The sequence below is a fragment of the Rhizobium sp. CCGE 510 genome, assembly GCF_000292525.1.
Lineage (GTDB): Bacteria > Pseudomonadota > Alphaproteobacteria > Rhizobiales > Rhizobiaceae > Rhizobium.
In genome coordinates this window covers 146,478-163,982 of sequence record NZ_AEYF01000026.1, presented here as the reverse complement: position 1 = coordinate 163,982, position 17,505 = coordinate 146,478, and the positions used below count along the sequence as shown (strand labels likewise).

The 17,505-nt window shown below is 61.0% G+C and carries 24 protein-coding genes; 11 read left to right on the top strand and 13 right to left on the bottom strand.

The features are described from left to right. Positions 1 to 31 precede the first annotated feature (31 nt). Together RCCGE510_RS13855 and RCCGE510_RS13850 are read right to left on the bottom strand one after the other, a co-directional pair. Positions 32 to 346 carry a hypothetical protein gene (locus tag RCCGE510_RS13855; protein ID WP_007630785.1) on the bottom strand — a complete coding sequence of 105 codons (315 nt, stop codon included), beginning with the start codon at positions 344 to 346 and terminating at the stop codon, positions 32 to 34. Positions 347 to 607: 261 nt separating this feature from the next. Then, a complete protein-coding gene (locus RCCGE510_RS13850; protein ID WP_007630784.1) occupies positions 608 to 838 on the bottom strand; it encodes a hypothetical protein in 231 nt (76 codons plus the stop codon). A gap of 264 nt (positions 839 to 1,102) precedes the next feature. Between RCCGE510_RS13850 and RCCGE510_RS13845 the strand changes: the two genes are divergently transcribed. The 6 genes from RCCGE510_RS13845 to RCCGE510_RS13820 all read left to right on the top strand — a co-directional run bounded on the left by RCCGE510_RS13845 (position 1,103) and on the right by RCCGE510_RS13820 (position 7,331). After that, positions 1,103 to 1,807 (top strand): CerR family C-terminal domain-containing protein, encoded by a 705-nt coding sequence (locus RCCGE510_RS13845; RefSeq protein ID WP_007630783.1) that lies wholly within the window; start codon positions 1,103 to 1,105, stop codon positions 1,805 to 1,807. Further along, entirely contained in the window at positions 1,804 to 2,814 is a 1,011-nt protein-coding gene (gene hlyD / locus RCCGE510_RS13840) for a secretion protein HlyD (protein ID WP_007630782.1), read from the top strand. The genes RCCGE510_RS13845 and hlyD overlap by 4 nt, the downstream gene beginning before the upstream one ends. After that, positions 2,811 to 4,553: an ATP-binding cassette domain-containing protein gene (locus RCCGE510_RS13835; RefSeq protein ID WP_007630781.1), complete on the top strand. Its 1,743-nt coding sequence runs from the start codon at positions 2,811 to 2,813 to the stop codon at positions 4,551 to 4,553. The genes hlyD and RCCGE510_RS13835 overlap by 4 nt, the downstream gene beginning before the upstream one ends. Further along, entirely contained in the window at positions 4,550 to 5,692 is a 1,143-nt protein-coding gene (locus tag RCCGE510_RS13830; RefSeq protein ID WP_007630780.1) for an ABC transporter permease, read from the top strand. The genes RCCGE510_RS13835 and RCCGE510_RS13830 overlap by 4 nt, the downstream gene beginning before the upstream one ends. A 1-nt stretch (position 5,693) precedes the next feature. After that, positions 5,694 to 6,803 carry an ABC transporter permease gene (locus RCCGE510_RS13825; RefSeq protein ID WP_007630779.1) on the top strand — a complete coding sequence of 370 codons (1,110 nt, stop codon included), beginning with the start codon at positions 5,694 to 5,696 and terminating at the stop codon, positions 6,801 to 6,803. Positions 6,804 to 6,935: 132 nt separating this feature from the next. Then, complete coding sequence (locus RCCGE510_RS13820) at positions 6,936 to 7,331, top strand: DUF1236 domain-containing protein (RefSeq protein WP_003542187.1); 396 nt, start codon at positions 6,936 to 6,938, stop codon at positions 7,329 to 7,331. A gap of 102 nt (positions 7,332 to 7,433) precedes the next feature. On the opposite strand, the gene RCCGE510_RS13815 is transcribed toward RCCGE510_RS13820, so the two are convergent. The 5 genes from RCCGE510_RS13815 to RCCGE510_RS13795 all read right to left on the bottom strand — a co-directional run bounded on the left by RCCGE510_RS13815 (position 7,434) and on the right by RCCGE510_RS13795 (position 10,906). Continuing rightward, positions 7,434 to 7,871, bottom strand: a complete 438-nt coding sequence (locus RCCGE510_RS13815; RefSeq protein ID WP_007630778.1) for an EamA family transporter — start codon at positions 7,869 to 7,871, stop codon at positions 7,434 to 7,436. 82 nt (positions 7,872 to 7,953) lie between these two features. Further along, positions 7,954 to 8,997, bottom strand: a complete 1,044-nt coding sequence (locus RCCGE510_RS13810) for a Gfo/Idh/MocA family oxidoreductase (protein ID WP_007630777.1) — start codon at positions 8,995 to 8,997, stop codon at positions 7,954 to 7,956. 9 nt (positions 8,998 to 9,006) lie between these two features. Beyond that, a complete protein-coding gene (locus RCCGE510_RS13805; RefSeq protein WP_007630776.1) occupies positions 9,007 to 9,792 on the bottom strand; it encodes a trehalose utilization protein ThuA in 786 nt (261 codons plus the stop codon). A 191-nt stretch (positions 9,793 to 9,983) separates the two neighbouring features. Continuing rightward, the gene (locus tag RCCGE510_RS13800) at positions 9,984 to 10,325 is read right to left on the bottom strand and encodes an SMR family transporter (RefSeq protein WP_007630775.1); all 342 of its coding nucleotides are present in this window, start codon (positions 10,323 to 10,325) and stop codon (positions 9,984 to 9,986) included. Next, complete coding sequence (locus RCCGE510_RS13795) at positions 10,322 to 10,906, bottom strand: TetR/AcrR family transcriptional regulator (protein ID WP_007630774.1); 585 nt, start codon at positions 10,904 to 10,906, stop codon at positions 10,322 to 10,324. The genes RCCGE510_RS13800 and RCCGE510_RS13795 overlap by 4 nt, the downstream gene beginning before the upstream one ends. A gap of 162 nt (positions 10,907 to 11,068) precedes the next feature. Here RCCGE510_RS13795 and RCCGE510_RS13790 point away from each other — a divergent pair, with 162 nt between their 5' ends. Together RCCGE510_RS13790 and RCCGE510_RS13785 are read left to right on the top strand one after the other, a co-directional pair. Next, positions 11,069 to 11,458, top strand: coding sequence for a group II truncated hemoglobin (locus RCCGE510_RS13790; protein WP_037078668.1), 390 nt, complete (start codon positions 11,069 to 11,071; stop codon positions 11,456 to 11,458). Positions 11,459 to 11,461: 3 nt separating this feature from the next. Next, entirely contained in the window at positions 11,462 to 11,836 is a 375-nt protein-coding gene (locus RCCGE510_RS13785) for a DUF423 domain-containing protein (RefSeq protein WP_007630772.1), read from the top strand. A gap of 7 nt (positions 11,837 to 11,843) precedes the next feature. On the opposite strand, the gene RCCGE510_RS13780 is transcribed toward RCCGE510_RS13785, so the two are convergent. The 6 genes from RCCGE510_RS13780 to RCCGE510_RS13755 all read right to left on the bottom strand — a co-directional run bounded on the left by RCCGE510_RS13780 (position 11,844) and on the right by RCCGE510_RS13755 (position 15,133). Beyond that, entirely contained in the window at positions 11,844 to 12,209 is a 366-nt protein-coding gene (locus RCCGE510_RS13780) for a VOC family protein (RefSeq protein ID WP_007630771.1), read from the bottom strand. Next, positions 12,206 to 12,520, bottom strand: coding sequence for an antibiotic biosynthesis monooxygenase (locus RCCGE510_RS13775; protein WP_007630770.1), 315 nt, complete (start codon positions 12,518 to 12,520; stop codon positions 12,206 to 12,208). Before RCCGE510_RS13775 ends, RCCGE510_RS13780 begins: the two co-directional genes overlap by 4 nt. A gap of 9 nt (positions 12,521 to 12,529) precedes the next feature. Next, the gene (locus tag RCCGE510_RS13770; RefSeq protein ID WP_007630769.1) at positions 12,530 to 12,799 is read right to left on the bottom strand and encodes a hypothetical protein; all 270 of its coding nucleotides are present in this window, start codon (positions 12,797 to 12,799) and stop codon (positions 12,530 to 12,532) included. After that, positions 12,796 to 13,203, bottom strand: coding sequence for a DUF2325 domain-containing protein (locus RCCGE510_RS13765; RefSeq protein ID WP_007630768.1), 408 nt, complete (start codon positions 13,201 to 13,203; stop codon positions 12,796 to 12,798). The genes RCCGE510_RS13770 and RCCGE510_RS13765 overlap by 4 nt, the downstream gene beginning before the upstream one ends. 108 nt (positions 13,204 to 13,311) lie before the next feature. Then, positions 13,312 to 14,649 carry a TonB family protein gene (locus RCCGE510_RS13760; protein WP_007630767.1) on the bottom strand — a complete coding sequence of 446 codons (1,338 nt, stop codon included), beginning with the start codon at positions 14,647 to 14,649 and terminating at the stop codon, positions 13,312 to 13,314. Positions 14,650 to 14,707: 58 nt separating this feature from the next. Beyond that, the gene (locus RCCGE510_RS13755; protein WP_007630766.1) at positions 14,708 to 15,133 is read right to left on the bottom strand and encodes a hypothetical protein; all 426 of its coding nucleotides are present in this window, start codon (positions 15,131 to 15,133) and stop codon (positions 14,708 to 14,710) included. 178 nt (positions 15,134 to 15,311) lie between these two features. Between RCCGE510_RS13755 and RCCGE510_RS13750 the strand changes: the two genes are divergently transcribed. The 3 genes from RCCGE510_RS13750 to RCCGE510_RS13740 are packed head-to-tail and all read left to right on the top strand — an operon-like array spanning position 15,312 to position 17,504. Further along, positions 15,312 to 15,494, top strand: a complete 183-nt coding sequence (locus RCCGE510_RS13750; RefSeq protein ID WP_037078625.1) for a hemin uptake protein HemP — start codon at positions 15,312 to 15,314, stop codon at positions 15,492 to 15,494. 19 nt (positions 15,495 to 15,513) lie between these two features. Then, a complete protein-coding gene (locus RCCGE510_RS13745; RefSeq protein ID WP_007630764.1) occupies positions 15,514 to 16,563 on the top strand; it encodes a hemin-degrading factor in 1,050 nt (349 codons plus the stop codon). 11 nt (positions 16,564 to 16,574) lie between these two features. Next, the gene (locus RCCGE510_RS13740) at positions 16,575 to 17,504 is read left to right on the top strand and encodes a hemin ABC transporter substrate-binding protein (RefSeq protein ID WP_007630762.1); all 930 of its coding nucleotides are present in this window, start codon (positions 16,575 to 16,577) and stop codon (positions 17,502 to 17,504) included. Position 17,505: the final 1 nt, after the last annotated feature.

Below are 17,505 nucleotides of genomic sequence, written 5' to 3'. Positions count from 1 at the left end.
CCGAACCGAAAGTACTTTCTGTGACCCGGAATCAGCGCAGAAACGTCACCGCCTGCACCGCGTCGACCGCCTTCGAAAACACATAGTCGACGACAACGGTCAGCTTCTGCGAATAGGCCTTGAGCTGATAATCCTCGCCCTCGATTTGAGCAGGGCTGCGCAGGACGAAAGGCACCGCCGGGCGCACGAAACCGGCGCGTGTCGTCAACGGAATTTCGGGCGAATGGCCGATGGCAGAGGTGTACATCAGATCGCGGCCAAGGCTGGCGGGGCCGATGGCGAGCGCCGGGCCGGCAGCGCCGGTGATGGTCAAAGTCAAAGCCATGGCAGCAAGAATTTTATGCATGTCGAAGTCCCCGTTTGCGGATCGGCGGGCTTCGCTTCGCCCGTCTCCAAACGATCGCTGCGTCTGTCCACGCTTCGGTCGCTTTCATGAGGCCACTCTACACATCAGTATTTGCAGGGCTTTTAAGTAGATCAGTCAAATTTTACGAAATTTGATTTTCTCTGGAAGGGCTCGGCACTCACCAGGAAAATAGGTTCACGGACCCGCATGGCCGGGAATGCGACGTCGGCAAATATGCCGATGATTTGGACGCAGATCGCTCTAAAGAACGCGATCCAGCCGCTTGTTGATATGCAGGTTCGGCATCAATCCCGCACTTTGCGCAGCATGATAGGATTCACGCGCCGCATCGAACGAGATCGACCACATGATGGCGCTCAGGAGCAGCGCAATGATATAAATTTGAATACGCATCTCCTCGGCGATACTGAAAGAGCAAGGCAGATTTGTGTCAAAAAATGATCGCAAAAACAGTAAAAAAGAGCCGGCCATTTCTTCCCTAAATGCGTGGCGCCAGACACATTCGTGTCGCGAAAATTTGCGATGGCGCATCGCCGCCTGTTAGCAGCCAAGCAGCCAACCCCAAGGCTTGGTTTCTCTTCCATCTTGAGAACCCTCAGAGGTCCGTTCGCCACGGGCCTCTTTGCTTTTTTGCCGAAGGTTACCGCAGGCAACTGAAATCTCCAGATACATTGAGCCTGACAAGAAATATATCAATCGATTGACTTATTATGGATCCGGCGTTATAAGGCCGTTATGAACCAGGAACGCGACGCCCAAACTCCGCCAGCATCCGCCCGCGCCGAGATCGCACGCCAGAAGATGCTTTCCGCTGCCCTCGACGTCTTCGGCCGTTACGGCTTCGATGGCGCCTCGACACGTCAGCTCACCGAGGCGGCCGGCGTCAACCTGCAGGCGATCCCCTATTATTTCGGCAGCAAGGAAGGCCTCTACATCGCCACCGCCGAGTATCTGATGGCCCGCATCGATATGCATGTCGGTGACATGAGGGCGCGCATCGGCACACATCTTATGACGCTCGATGCCGCTGGAAAACCACTCGGCGAAACCGAAGCCCGTCGCTTCCTCGCAGACATTCTCCAGACAATGGTGACGCTTTTCGTCGGCAAGGAATCCGAATCCTGGGCGCGCTTCCTGATCCGCGAGCAAATGGAGCCGACCGAAGCCTTCGCAAGGGTCTATCAGGGCATCATGCGGCCGATGATCGAGATGAGCCGGCGGCTGATCGGCGTCATCCTGCGTGAGGATCCCGCCTCGGAACATGTGCGCCTGCGCACCTTCACCCTTATCGGCAGCATCCTCGTCTTTCGCGTCACCCATGCGGCCGTGCTTACCCAGATGGAATGGGACGCCGTCGGCCCGGAACAGGTGCAAACCTTGCGCGGCCTCGCCGCTGAACTGGTCGATGTGCTCGCCCCGTCGAAGGCAGGCGCAGCATGAAACGCATCCTTCCCCTCGCCCTCCTTCTCCTCGTTGCGGCGGGCGCCGCCTGGTGGTACGGCCTGCCCGAAAAACTCGGCTGGCTGCCCGAAGCCCGCCGCGAATTTGTCCTTTACGGCAATGTCGATATCCGCCAGGTCTCACTCGGCTTCCGTGTCAGCGGTCGCCTTTCCGAACTTCACGTCGACGAGGGCGATGTCGTCAAGAGCGGAACGGTTCTGGCCAAGCTCGATGCCGCACCCTATGAATTTGCCGTCCGCTCTGGCGAAGCCAATGCCGCAGCTCTTCGCGCAACGCTCGACAAGCTGAAGGCCGGCCCGCGCCCGACAGAGATCGCCCAGGCGCGCGCCGCCTATGATGAAAGCCTGGCAGATCTCGAAAACGCCAACCTCGCCTATGACCGCGCCCGCCAGCTTCGTCCGCAGGGCACGATTTCCGAGGCGAGTCTTGACCAGGCGACCGCCGCAAGGGCCATGGCCGCCGCCCGCTCCGATTCCGCCGGCGAGGCGCTGAAGTTGCTGCAGGAAGGTTCGCGCGTCGAAGATATCGCCGCCGCCGACGCGCAGGTGAAGGCTGCCGAGGCGAGCCTTGCCTCGGCCCGCACCTCGCTTGCAGATACCGAGCTTCGCGCCCCGAACGATGGCGTCATCCTCTCACGTGTGCGGGAAAATGGTGCGATCGTCTCGCCGGCCGACACCGTCTTCGTATTGTCCCTGACCAAACCAGTCTGGGTGCGCAGCTATATCGCCGAACCCGATCTCGGCCGCCTTCACCCCAGCATGAAGGTTTCCGTCGCCTCCGACACGGCGCCGGACAAGCCCTATGAAGGCACGATCGGCTTCATCTCGCCGGTCGCCGAATTCACCCCGAAATCGGTGGAGACGCCGGAGCTCAGAACCGATCTCGTCTATCGCCTGAGGATCGTCATCGACCAGCCCGGCCCGGATCTGCGCCAGGGCATGCCGGTCACCGTGCGGCTTCCGACGCCTGCGGCGGGCGGACAATGACCGTCGAACCCGGCCGGGACGACAAGCCGCTCGTCCGGATCGACGGCGTCACCAAGCGCTTCGGCGATGCACCCCCTGCCCTCGACGCCGTCTCCGGCGTCATCGGCGGCGGTGCGATCACCGGCCTCGTCGGTCCAGACGGCGCCGGCAAGACGACACTGATCCGGCTGATGACCGGCCTGATGCTGCCTGATACCGGAACGGTGGAAGTTCTCGGCTTCGACACGAGCAAGAATGCCGCCGGCATCCAGGCGGCCATCGGTTACATGCCGCAGCGCTTCGGCCTCTATGAGGACCTGTCGGTGCAGGAAAACCTCGATCTCTATGCCGATCTGCGCGGCCTGCCGAAGAGCGAACGCGCCAGCGCCTTCGACGAACTGCTGACCTTCACCGATCTCAAGCGCTTTACCGGCAGGCTTGCCGGAAAACTCTCCGGCGGCATGAGGCAGAAGCTCGGTCTTGCCTGTGCGCTTTTGAAGAAGCCGCGCCTGCTGTTGCTCGACGAGCCGGGCGTCGGCGTCGATCCGATCTCGCGTCGTGACCTCTGGAAGATGGTCGAAAACCTGACCAAGGAAGGCATCGGCGTGCTCTGGTCCACTGCCTATCTGGATGAGGCTGAGGCCTGCGACCACGTGCTGCTCTTGAACCAGGGAAAACTGCTGTTTTCGGGAAAACCGGCTGACATGACCGGCCGCGTCAGCGATCGGGTCTTCCGCGTTTCGGGCATATCGGGGCGCCGCCGGCAAGTGCTTGCCGGGCTTCTGCAGGCAGATGGCGTCATCGACGGCGTGATCCAAGGCGAGGCGATCCGCCTCGTCGCCGCCAAGGATCAGAAACCAGATATCGGATCGGCCGGCGATGGCGCAACGCTCGCCCCCGCCCCGCCCCGCTTCGAGGATGCCTTCGTCGACATGCTGGGCGGCGGGCCTGGCGGCCGCTCCAGGCTGGCGGAAGCGCAGGAACCGCTGAAGGCTGAAGGCGACCGGCCGGTCATCGAGGCCAAAGGCCTGACCAAACGTTTCGGCGATTTCACCGCTGCCGACGATATCAGCTTCGATATCCGCCGCGGCGAGATCTTCGGCCTGCTCGGCCCGAACGGCGCCGGCAAGTCCACCACCTTCAAGATGCTCTGCGGCCTGCTGAAGCCGACCGGCGGCGAAGGCCGGGTCGCCGGTTTCGATCTTCGCCGCGATGCTGCCGAAGCTCGTAACCAGCTTGGTTACATGGCGCAGAAATTCTCGCTCTACGGTGACCTCACCGTCATCCAGAACCTCGAATTCTTCGCCGGCGTCTATGGCCTTCGCGGCCAGCACAAGCGCGAGCGCATCGAACTGATGCTCGGCATCTTCGATTTCGGCCGTCACGCCCGCAAGCCCGCCAAGGACCTGCCGCTCGGGCTAAAGCAGCGCCTGGCGCTTGCCTGCGCCGTCATGCACGAGCCGCGTGCCCTTTTCCTCGACGAGCCGACCTCCGGCGTCGATCCGATCACCCGGCGCGAATTCTGGACGCATATCAATGCGCTCGTGGAAAAAGGCGTTACCGTGCTCGTCACCACCCACTTCATGGACGAGGCTGAGTATTGCGACCGCATCTCGCTGATTTATCGCGGCCGCTCGATCGCACTCGGCTCGCCCGATGAGTTGAAGGCTCGCGTGGCAAGCAAAGATTTGCCCGACCCGACGATGGAGGACGCCTTCATCGCCCTGGTGCGGCAATCGGAAGCGGAGGATGCCGCATGAGCGCTTCCCCTCATGAACCCAAACTTGGCCGGATTCGGCGTCTTTCAGCCCTGGTGCGCAAGGAAAGTTACCAGGCGATCCGCGATCCGAGCAGCATCCTCATCGCCTTCGTGCTGCCGCTGATCCTGCTCTTTCTCTTCGGCTACGGCGTCTCGCTCGACACCACCCGCACCCGCATCGGCCTTGTAACCGAGGAGATGACGCCGCTGACACAGGATCTGTCGGCAAGTTTCCAGGCGTCGCATTATTTCCAAGTCGCCGTCGGCCGCGACCGGCGCCTGTTCGAGGAAGATCTCGTGCTCGGCAAGGTGCGCGGCATCGTCGTCATTCCAGCCGATTTCACCACGGACTATATCGCCGGCAACCGTCCCGATATCCAGGTGATCGTCGACGGCTCCGACCCGAATACGGCGAACTTCGTGCAGAATTACGCGCAGGGCGCCGTCGCCAACTGGGAGCGGCAGAGGCAGGCGGACGTCGTCTCCTCCCATCCCGCCATCTCGGTCGAGCAGCGCTTCTGGTTCAATCCTGAGCTCACCAGCCGCAATTTCCTCGTGCCCGGTTCGATCGCCATCGTCATGACGCTGGTCGGCACGCTTCTGACCTCGCTCGTCGTCGCCCGCGAATGGGAGCGCGGCACCATGGAGGCGATGATGGCGACGCCGGTAACGGCGGTTGAATTGCTCATCGGCAAGATCCTGCCCTATTTCCTGCTTGGCCTCACTTCGATGACGCTCTGCGTGCTGCTTGCAGTCTTCCTCTTCGGCGTGCCGTTCCGCGGCTCCGTCGCAGCGCTCTACGCGCTTTCGGCTGCCTTCCTGATCCCGGCACTCGGCCAGGGCCTGCTGATCTCGACGGCAACGAAGAACCAGTTCCTAGCCTCGCAACTGGCGCTGATCTCGGCCTTCCTACCGGCCTTCCTGCTGTCGGGCTTCCTGTTCGAGATCAATTCCATGCCGACGGTGATCCAGTGGGCCACCTTCATCGTGCCGGCGCGCTACCTGATCCCCAGCCTGCAGACGGTGTTTCTCGCCGGCGATATCTGGCCGATGTTTGCACAGGCGATCGGCGTGATGCTGACGATCGGCGCCATCATGTTCGCGCTTGCAGCGCGCAGCACCCGAAAGAGGATCGGCTGAGATGTGGACAAGGCTCTACGCCCTGATCATCAAGGAACTGCTCGCCGTGCTGCGCGACCCCAAGGGCCGCGCCATCCTGATCGGCCCACCGATCGTCCAGCTTCTGGTCTTTTCCTATGCGGCGACACTCGAAGTGCGCAATGTCGACGTCATGATCCTCAATCGCGACAGCGGCCACTGGAGCCAGGAGCTGATCGAGCGCATCGATGGCTCGCCGACCTTCCGCCGGATCGAGATGGCGGGTAGCCAGGCGGACGTCAAACTGGCAATCGATACCCAGACGGCCATTGCAGCGGTCGAAATCGGCCCGGATTTTTCACGCAATATCGAGGCGGGAACGCCTGTTGATCTGCAGGTGGTGCTCGATGGCCGCCGCTCCAACGCCTCGCAGATCGTCGCTGGCTATCTCCAGCAGATCGCCGCGGCTCTCGCCGCCGAGACGCCGGCCGGCCGGCGTGCCGGTGCCGAGATCGTCTCGACCGTACCGCGCAATTGGTTCAACCCGAACCTCACCTACCAATGGTTCATGGTGCCGAACCTGATCGCCAGCATCGCGCTCCTGATCGGCCTGATCGTCACGGCTTTGTCGATCGCCCGCGAGCGCGAACTCGGCACCTTCGATCAATTGATTGTCTCGCCGCTGCGCATGCACGAAATTCTGATCGGCAAGCTGATCCCGCCGATGATGATCGGCCTCTTCCACATCACCGTCTATATCCTGGCCGCCGTCTTCCTCTTCGAGGTGCCGTTGCGCGGCTCGCTTTTCCTGCTTTACGGCAGCGCGGTCTTTTATCTCGGCTCGGTCGCCGGCCTCGGCCTTTTTATTTCGGCGCTATCGATGACCCAGCAACAGGCGATCCTCGGCGCCTTCCTGTTCATGGTCCCGGCCATGCTGCTCTCAGGCTTCGCGACGCCGATCGAAAATATGCCCGCATGGCTGCAGCCGGTGACCTTGATCAATCCGCTGCGCTATTTCCTAGTGATCGTCAAAGGCGTTTTCCTCAAGGATATCCCTTTGAGCGAGGTGGTGAACCAGACGATCCCGCTGGCGCTGATCGCCGCCGTCACACTCAGCGCCGCCGCCTGGCTCTTCCGCCGGCGGCTGGAATAATCCAACCGCGGCGGATGGCTTCGGCCGCCTCACAGAATGTGAATCGGCCTTCCAAAGCGTGACCCTCTGCCGCCGGAACCTCGGATTGGCGCGGTCGTTACCCAAATGCAACCCCAGCAAAGGAAAAGCAAAATGTACAAGATTCTACTTGTCTCCAGCGCCCTTGCGCTGTCGTCACTTGCAACCAACGCGCTCGCCGATGGCGCCGTGACCGGTGCAGCCGGCGGCGCCATCACCGGCGCGATCGTCGGTGGCCCTGTGGGTGCTGCCATTGGCGGCGTGGCCGGTGGTGTCGCCGGCGCCGTAGTCGATCCGCCGCCGCGTGAGGTCGTGACCTATGTCCAGCAGCAGCCGGCCCCGACCGCCTCCGTGGTCGTCCAGGAGCCGATCGTCGTCGGCAAGCCGCTTCCGGCCGATGTCGTCGTCACACCGGTCCCAGACAATCCGAAATATGCCTATACGGTCATCAACAATCAACATGTGATCGTCGAACCCCGCACCCACCGCGTGGTTCAGGTCATAGAATAATCCAGCAACCGAAGCCGCTTGCTGCGGCTCGGCAACTTCAGGCCCTGCTTCGGCAGGGCCTTTTTCCGTGTGTGACGAAAACGCATTATGCGTGTCGCCGATTCATGCCCTGTAAGCGACGAGCACGGCGCCTCCCGCAATCATAACGACGCCGAGCCAATTCGGAAGCGTTAGGCGTTCGCCCAGGAACAGCACGGCAAAGACGGCCACGAAGACGACGGATAGCTTGTCGATCGGCGCGACACGGGCGGCATCACCGAGCTTCAGCGCGCGGAAATAGCAAATCCACGATGCGCCGGTAGCAAGGCCCGAGAGCCCCAGAAAGAGCCAGCTTCTGCTCGATACCGAGGACGGCTCCTGCCAGTTGCCGGTGACATAGACCATCACTCCCGCCGCCAGCAGGATGACGATGGTGCGAATGAAGGTCGCGAAATCGGAATTGACGTTCTCGACGCCGACTTTGGCGAAAATCGCCGTAAGCGCTGCGAAGCCGGCGGAAAGAAGCGCCCAAAGCGGCCAGCTTGTCAGAAGACTTTTCATGCGGCTTGCCCTTTTATGCCTGGCAGCGTGAAGGCAAGCGAACCGCCTGCGATGTCACTGTCGCAAGCGGTTCGATATCAGATCAGACCTTACGCTCGCGCCGCTCGCGCTCGGTCACCATTGCAAGATCGAGCACCTTCTGCAGGTTGGCGGCATGGCGGAAATTCGGGTCCGGCTGGATGCCGCTTGCCACGGCCTCGGCAAAACGCTCGTAATTGGTCGCCACCGGTTCAACCTCGATCTGCGTCCAGGTGGCGGTTTCGACACCTTCGCCGAGGCAGCCATGCAGTTCGGAGCCGCCCGGACGATGGATGACCTCAAGGCTGCCTCTCTCGCCGTAAATGCGCAGCTTCAACTCGTTCAGATGCCCTGTCGCCCAGCGGCTGGCATGGATGACGCCGAGCGCCCCATTGGCGAAATCGACAGACATGGTGAAGCTGTCATTGGCATCGAGCAGATACTCGCCGATCTGGCCGCCCGGCGCCTTGTTGAACGTCTTCAGCCGCGCAAAGACGTGGTCGATGTCGGTCGCCGCACCATAGGCGGCGAAATCGAGGATATGGATACCGACGTCGCCGAGCACGCCGTTCGAGCCGTGGCCGGTGGAAAGCCGCCACAACCAGGTCGATTCCGTGCGCCAATCGCCCCAGGCACGCGACACGAGCCAGCTCTGCAGATAGGAGGCTTCGACGTGCCTGATCGTGCCGAGCTCGCCTGATAGTACCATCTCACGGGCGCGCTGCAGCGGTGCGACATTGCGGTAGGTCAGGTTCACCATGTTGATGACGCCGGCCTTTTCGGCCGCCTCCGTCATCTCCAGCGCCTTCGCATAGTTCTCCGCCAACGGCTTTTCGCAGAACACATGTTTGCCCGCCGCAATCAGCGCCATGGTCGTCGGGTGATGGATCCGGTCGGGCGTGACGTTCGTCGCCGCATCGAATTCACCCCAGGCGATCGCCTCCTCCAGTGAAAGAAACCGCTTTTCGATGTTGAACTTGTCGGCGAAGGCCGAAAGCCGCTCGGGATCGGTGTCGACGGCACCGACCACCGTCACGCCGTCGATGAGGGGGAAGCGGGCGAGCTGGTTTTTCGCCATCACCCCCGTACCAAGAACGAGTAGTCGCATGGATGCTCCTCAGCGGTAACCGGCTTCGCCGGCCTGGTGCAGTCTCGGGCCGCGTTCGACGATCGGCTCCAGTGCCTTTTCTACCGGCACATTTGGGGCGTCGGTAATGCTCGTCAACGATCCCTCAGGGTTATAGGCCCACTTCACGCCGTTGATCAGCACCTTCTGGACATTGGCATCGTGATAGGTTGGATAGGTCTCGTGGCCGGGGCGGAAATAGAAAATATTGCCGGCGCCGCGCCGCCAGGTCAGGCCGGAACGGAACACTTCGCCACCCTGGAACCAGGAGATGAACACCGTTTCGAGCGGCTCCGGCACCGAAAACTGCTCGCCGTACATTTCTTCGTTTTCGAGTTCAAAATGCTCGCCGATACCGGCGGCAATCGGATGGCGCTGGTTGATCGTCCATAGTCGCTCGCGCTCGCCCGCCTCGCGCCATTTCAGCGCGCAGGGCGTACCCATCAACCGCTTGAAGATCTTGGAGAAATGGCCGGAATGCAGCACGAGCAGGCCCATGCCCTCCCAGACGCGTTTGGCCACCCGCTCGACGACGACGTCGGAGACCGCGCCGTGATCCTTATGGCCCCACCAGGTCAACACGTCGGTTTCGGCAAGCCGGGCTACGCTAAGGCCGTGTTCCGGCTCCTGCAGCGTTGCCGTCGTTGCCGAGATGCCGGGATCGGTATTCAACCCGTTGGCGATCGTCGTGTGCATGCCTTCGGGATAGATGCCACGGACGATTTCATTGGTCGTCTCGTGGATATTCTCTCCCCAGACGACGGTGCGAATGGCCATGATGTGCTCCTGTAGAACCTGGAAGTATCGATAGGCGGGAAGGCAGGATTCAAAGCGCTTTGGAAAATGGCGCTGGTTGCGCCTCGTCTCCTCTACGTCCAAGCAAGACATAGACCTTTGTCAGGAATTTGACAAAGGGGAAAATTTACCGGCCGGCCGCGGAAATTCCGCTTGGAAATGTCGCAGCAATATCAATGTGAAACAGACTTCGAGAACAGATTGACGACCATCACGCCTGCGATGATCAACCCGAGCCCGAGGATTGCCGGCAGGTCGAGGCGCTGCTTGAAGAAGACCAGACCGACAGAGGAAATCAGCACGATTCCCAAAGCGCTCCAAATTGCATAAGCGATGCCGACGGGGATGCTTTTTAGCGTCAGCGACAGGCAATAAAAGGCGGCCGCATAACAGGCCACGACGAGTGCCGTCGGCCCGATGCGGGTGAACTGCTGCGACAGCTGCAGCGCGGTGGTGCCGATGACCTCGAGCACGATGGCGGCAAACAACAGCCCGTAGACGGCGGCCTGGCTCATGGCGAATTCCTTCTCGAATTGCTTTCCGTCAGTTCGATAAGGCGATCGATAAGATCCCGTCTCAGAACGCCGTCGATATCGTGGCTTTCCAACGTATCCGCAAACCACAGACCGTCGGCGGCAAAACGCACGACCTGCGCGTCGAGCGCGGAATCGGTGCCGATATATTCCTCAGTCCGTGCCTGCACCCAATGGCGCCAGCGCAGACGTAGCCGGGGTTCGGCAAGAAGCGCGATCGTCACCTGCGTCCAACTCCTGGAATCGTCGGGACGATCCTTGAGACCGGATACCGCCCTGAGATAGGCGCGGGTGAAGCGGCCCTGCGGCAGCGGATCGCCGCGCATCAGTTCCTCTATATTGGCGTCGAACCTTTCGAGCAGGCTCTCGAACAGCGCATCGAGCAGCGCATTCTTAGTTGGGAAGTGATGCAGCAGCCCGCCCTTGCTGACGCTGGAGGCGGCCGACACCGCATCGAGCGTGACGGCGGCCATGCCTTCGCTCGCAGCAAGGCGCGCCGCGACATCCAGCAATTGCTGGCGCACGAGGACAGGCTGTTTCTTGCGATGATGAGCGTTCGACATGCAAATAGAAGATACCGTCCGGACGGTTTTGTCAAGAATAATCGGCTGAAGCCCCTGTGACGCAAGCATTATGCGCGAAATGCCGCGGCAGCTTGATGACAGTTGCGATCATTTTCCACCCGGTGCATGAAGAAGCTGGGGAATAATATCTGGGATGGTTTTGTGACGGAGAAGGTCACCACTTTATATCAGGCGATCGGCGGCGATCCCGTCGTGCGGGCGCTGACGCACCGCTTTTACGAACTGATGGACAGGCTGCCCGAGGCGAGAAACGTGCGCGCTGTGCATCCGCCAAGCCTGACCGGCAGCGAAGAGAAATTCTACGAATATATGACCGGTTATCTCGGCGGCCCGCCGCTCTACACCGACAAGCGCGGCCATCCGCGTCTGCGCAGCCGCCATTTCGTCGCTGAGATCGGCCCTGTCGAGCGCGACGAATGGTTGCTCTGTTTCCGCCGCGCCCTCGAGGAGACGATATCAAACCAAGCGCTGCGCGATCTCATCTGGGCGCCGGTGGAACGCCTCGCCTATCACATGCAGAACAAGGAATGATCGATGCGCCTTAACGACCGTTGCGTGCCGTTGTTTTACCTGTTGTCAGGTCTGTTTGGTTTTTCCGGCGTGGCGCTTTCGGCAGCTGCCGCGCATGGCGGCGGCGATGCCCACCTGCTCGCCTCGGCATCGGCCATGTGCCTAGCTCATGCGCCGGCCCTGCTGGCGCTGGCACTCGGCGTCGACAGGATCAGAACCGCCTGGCTGGCCGGTTTGCTGATGGGGCTAGGCACGCTGCTCTTTTCAGCTGATCTCGTTTCACTGCGTTTTGCCGGCTCCGGTCTCTTTCCCATGGCAGCACCGACCGGCGGTTTCGCGATGATGGCAGGATGGCTGGCCGTTGCCGCCGGCGCCGTCTTCCGGCGCTCGGATAACTGATGCAGGATCACCGCTGCGGAATACGGCCGAAACGCAGGAGATTGCCGTGCGGATCGTGGATGTAGAATTCTTCCATGTTCCAGGGTCGCACTTCCATATCGGTCAGGCGCTCGACGCCCCTTTGGCGGTATTCCGCGTGAAGGGCATCGATGCCGCCGCCGCGGAGATAGACGGAGGTCTGCTCGCAAAGGGCGGCGTCGTCGGTGCGCCAGAAATGCAGTTCCATGTCATCGCGCCGCAGGATCAAGTAATCCGGCGTGTGGTACACGATCTCTGAAAAACCGAGCGCATCGCGGTAGAAGGCAAGCGTCCCGTCGATATCGAGCGACGGCAGGACCGGCAGCACCTCAATGCGATCTGGCCCTTCGTTCATATGCCGTCGACCACGTTGAAGCCTTCGAAAACAGGCGGCCCCTTATACATCGCCTTTCGGTCGCCGGCATTGCGATGCGCGGCGCGAAAATTCTCGGACTTCGTCCAGTTCTGAAAATCCGTTTCGCTGTTCCAGACCGTGTGCGAGGAATAGAGCGTGTAGCCCTCCTCTTCGTTGAGCTTGCCGCGCAGCAGGCGGAATTCGACGAAACCGGGCACTTCGGCCAGGCTGGAATCGCGATTGCGCCAGACCGTCTCGAAATCACCTTCGTTCCCGGTTTCGACCTTGAAGCGGTTCATTGCGATGTACATGCGATCTCCTTACGCCTTCCTCTTGTCGGCCCTTGCCGCATACGGGGGAAAAGCGAGAACATTATTGCCGTTTGCCGCCGCCGGGCCAAGCGTCCTCGTCGTCTCTTCTCCGGGCATGCGCGCTTCCCAGGTCGGGAACAGCGTCACATTCTGGTAGATCCGGCGTTCGGCATGCTGGCGGAAAAGTTCGTAGAGTTCTGGCACGAGGCCCTCTCCTGTCTGCGCGGCAAGCTTGTGCAGGCCGATCATGGTGAAGCCGTCGGGACGCTGGTCGTTCATCGGGAGCTATCTCGTTCGTTCATCGTCTGCAGCGCGCGCTCCAGGCTCGACTTGCTGCCGTTGCGAAGCGGGATGAAAGCCTTGCCGAACTTTTTGCAGCCGGTCTTCACGCGCAGGCAGGCATCGTGGCTGATACAGTCGATCGGGCAGAACACGCAGTCGACCGAGGGCAGCACGGTATCGATGCGGGAAACCGCTTCACGCAGGCCGCCGTCATGATGAAGGAGCTCGGCGCCGAAATTGCTGGCAATCTGGCGAAGATGCGCCACCTGGCAGTCACGCCCGCCGACATAGAGGAAACTGCGGCCATCCAGTTTGGATCGCCCGGCCGATATCTGGTTAGCGTCCTCGGCCGCGCTGACGCGGACCTCCCGGTTCGAACCCTTCTTGCCCTTGCGAGCCATATACCACCCGTTCGCTCGTTGATCGTCACACGATTCCTGCGTGTGCGGGTGGACCTTATTAAACCTGATTTTTAGAGTAAAGTATAAAGTTGATTATTTTTATCATATTTACCGCGGAGTGACCTGAACCGGGAAGGTGTAGGTACGCGAGGAGGCCACCACTGCATCCGGCATAGCCGGAAGATTACATGAAGCCACCCTGGCAAGAGCGGCACTGTCAACCTCGGGAAGGCTTGAGCCGCGGACAATGCCCGATGCAGTGATATCGCCGTCGCGGCTGACCGTGATGCGAACAGTCAAGGTTGCATGAGCAGTGCGATACCGCGACTCCATCCGATCGACGCAACGGAACAATCGCGCAACAAGCTTACCTTTGTAATTGGCTTCCGACGCACCGCCGGCTCCATTCCTCCCACCCGACGTGCGCGAATTATCACTCGAATTGGCGTTTGCCTGCCCGTCCGCAGCCCCCCTGCGTGCCTCCTGTTTGGCATCTCCCTCCGAACCTTGCGCCCTCTTCGGCGGCTGTTTCCTTTCCGCCGGCTGCTTTTCCGCGGGCTTTTCCCGCTTCGGCTTCAGTTGTGGCGTAACCGTCTCTGCCGGCGACTGAGGTTCAGGAGAAATTGCGGCCGTCTCGACAGGTTTGATCTCTTGCGGCTCGGGTTGTATCGCAGCGGCGACGGGTGGCTGCGTGGATATTATCGGCATCTCCGGAGATTGCTCCGGCACCATTGTCGACATTGGCTGCGCAACTGCAGTTTCAGCAGGGGTTTCCGATACCAGCACTTCCGGTTCCGCGGTCGTCACAGTCTCCGCCGACTGGCGCGTAACCTCCTGCGTCGGTTGAAGGGCTTCGACCGGCTCCGCGTCAGCCGGCTTGATAGTTTCCGGCTGGATGGCTTCCGGCCGTACTTCCGCTGTCTCGACTGGCGTGACCGTATCGGGTTCAACAGCTTCTGGAACCACTTCTTCCTGTATGGTCACTTCAGTCTCGCCGGCCGCGCTCTGATCGGCGTCGGAACTGCCGAGCATGACGATGCTGATCGCTTCGCCTGCCTCCATCAGCGTCTCATCCGACAGCTTGGGCATAACCATAAACAGAGTGGCGGCCAAGGCAGCATGAAAAAAGAACGAACCGACACAACTCAGCGCCACCCGTCGCCGCACCGGCTTCTTCTCGTCCTCCTGCTTTTCCACCGCTTCATCCATCGGCGGCGCGGAAGCGGGAGCGACCAGTGCGGTTTCCGGATGCTCAGGAAAGGAGGCTATCTGCGCAAAACGCGTATAGTGGATCACCGCCTCGCCGGCCGGCTGCCGCTGGGCATTGCGCAGTTCAGGGAGCTCGTGGCCGGGATGCATACCAGGCGTATTGTCGTTGAGGCTGCCGGCGACGTCCGCCTCCGCGATGAGCACATGTCTCGATCTGGACTTCGCTGAAATCGCCATTTTGTACGCCTCGGACAGCCTGAAACATGTCCGCCGGGGTTCATCCCCGGCGTTATCTTTAGCCCTCGAAGGGAACCGAAATCTGCGAACGGGTGACGAGACCCTTCATGCATTCGCCGGCCGCCGGGCCGTCGCAGACCGGCGTGTCGTTGATGAGGATCCGGGTCACGCTCTCGCATTTGACATTCGGCATATCGAACTGGCGCACGCGCTTCTTGCCTTGCGGCAGATCGCGGAAATCGAGAACGGTGATGCGGTCGACGGCATTCTTGTCGTTGAAGAAGGCAAGCTCGAAGGAGATCTTGTTGATGGCGGCAGGCAGCTGGTTCAGTGCCACGAAGGTCATCATGCAGCCCTTCTGCGAGGGCGCCAGCGCATTGAGTTCGACATCGAGGGAAGCTGCCGGTGCCGCCTCCTGCGCCTGACATAGGCTTGAAACCGTCATCACCATGCCGGCCGCTACAGCCGCAAACCTACCTGTCATAAAACTCCTCCGTCATCGTCGCGAGCCGCCCGCAGGCAGTTCGTATCAGCAATTTCGAAAACTTGACTGCGTTAGTCTCCTATTGCGTCTTTAAAAAACTATGAGTAAGAAAGTCAAGTTAATTGTCATCACAACCGGGGACCGACTGATCCCCGGCCTCACGGAATTGCCAACCGAAATGATGGTTGAAAAGCCAGATAACTTTAAGCACGTGCCGCTGCCGAGCGAGCCCGTGGGCCAACACCGGATCGTCGAAAGCGCGGATCTTTTCCGCGGCACGAACGAGATCATGATCAGACATGACGGTTTGATTTATCGCCTGAAGATCACCCGGCAGGGCAAACTCATTCTCAATAAATAGGGCCAATAGTAGGTAACACATGACCGAGCAGACAAGACCGGCGCCAGCCGAAATCCGTGCGTTTCGCGCCGAAAATCCGAAGATGCGCGAGCGCGAGATCGCTGCCCAGCTGAAGATTTCCGAGGCAGCCCTCGTTGCCGCCGAAACCGGCATCAGCGTGACCCGCATCGATGGCAGCGCGCTGAAACTCCTCGAACGCGTGGCCGGCCTCGGCGAAGTGATGGCGCTGTCGCGCAACGAAAGTGCCGTGCACGAAAAAATCGGCATCTTCGAAAACATCAAAAGCGGCGTGCAGAGTGCGATCGTGCTTGGCGAGAATATCGACCTGCGTATCTTCCCGAACCGCTGGGAATACGGTTTCGCCGTATCCAAGAAGGATGGCGACCAGGTGCGCCTCAGCCTGCAATATTTCGACAAGGCGGGCTGCGCCGTGCACAAGCTGCACCTGCGTCCGAATTCGAATGTCGAGGCCTATCACGCGATGGTCGCCGAATTGAAACTCCAAGATCAGTCTCAGGACTTCGTCGAGGCCCAGACCTCGGATGCCGTCGATGAAACCGCCGACGTCAGCCGCGACGAACTGCGCGACAACTGGAGCAAGCTTACCGATACTCACGAGTTCTTCGGCATGCTGAAGCGCCTGAAGATCGGCCGCCAGGCGGCCATCCGCAGCGTCGGCGACGATTATGCCTGGAAGCTCGACAACACCGCGACGGCGGAGATGATGCATGCCTCGGTGAAATCCGGCCTGCCGATCATGTGCTTCGTCGCCAATAACGGCATCGTCCAGATCCATTCCGGCCCGATCTTCAACGTGAAGGCCATGGGTCCGTGGATCAATATCATGGACCCGACCTTCCATCTGCATCTGCGGCAAGATCAAATCGCCGAGACCTGGGCCGTGCGCAAGCCGACCAAGGATGGGCATGTCACCTCGCTCGAAACCTACAATACCCAAGGCGAGATGATCATCCAGTTCTTCGGCAAGCGGCAGGAAGGCTTCGACGAACGCGCCGAATGGCGCGAGATCATGGAAAATCTGCCGCGGGCAACAAGTGTTGCCGCATAAGGATCGCGACGATGACGATGCGTAACAATCTGCGCCGGATCCGCCCCTGGGAACTCGCCCTCACGGCGGCCGTGATGGCGCTGCCGCTGATCCCGTCGGCGCCGACGGTCAAAGGCTTAGCCTTCGTCCGCGCCGCCCATGCCGAGGAAAACAAGCTCGACACGTCGCGGCTGGTTTCGGTCGGCGGTGATATCACCGAGATCGTCTATGCGCTCGGCGAGGAAGACCGGCTGATCGCCCGCGATACGACAAGCATATACCCCGAGGCGGCGCTGAAGCTGCCCAATGTCGGTTACATGCGGGCGCTCTCGCCGGAGGGTATCCTCGCCATGAACCCGACGGCGATCATCGCCGTCGAGGGTTCGGGCCCGAAGGAGGCGCTGGCTGTGCTGAAGAGTGCCAGCGTGCCCTTCGAGACCGTGCCGAGCCCCTTTACCCGCGATGGCATCATCGCCAAGATCGACCGGGTGGGTTTGCTGCTTGGCGTGCCTGACAAGGCGAAGGCGCTTGAAGACAAGGTGGCAGTCGATCTCGATGCGGCGATCGCCGATGCCGAAAAGCGTCCGGAGGCCGAGCGCAAGCGCGTTCTATTCATCCTCAGCGCCCAGAACGGCCGGATCATGGCATCGGGCACCGGCACGGCGGCCGATGGCATCGTCAAGCTCGCCGGCGCCATCAACGCCGTCGGCGCATTCCCGGGTTACAAACCGCTGACCGACGAGGCGATCATCGAGGCCAAGCCCGACATCATCCTGATGATGAACCGCGGCGATGGCGCCGGCACCAAGAACGAGGACCTGCTGGCTCAGCCGGCGATCGCACTGACGCCGGCTGGCGAGAACAAGGCGATCATCCGCATGGACGGCATCTACCTGCTCGGCTTCGGCCCGCGCACCGCCGCCGCCGCGCGTGAACTCAACATGGCGATCTACGGGCGCTGAT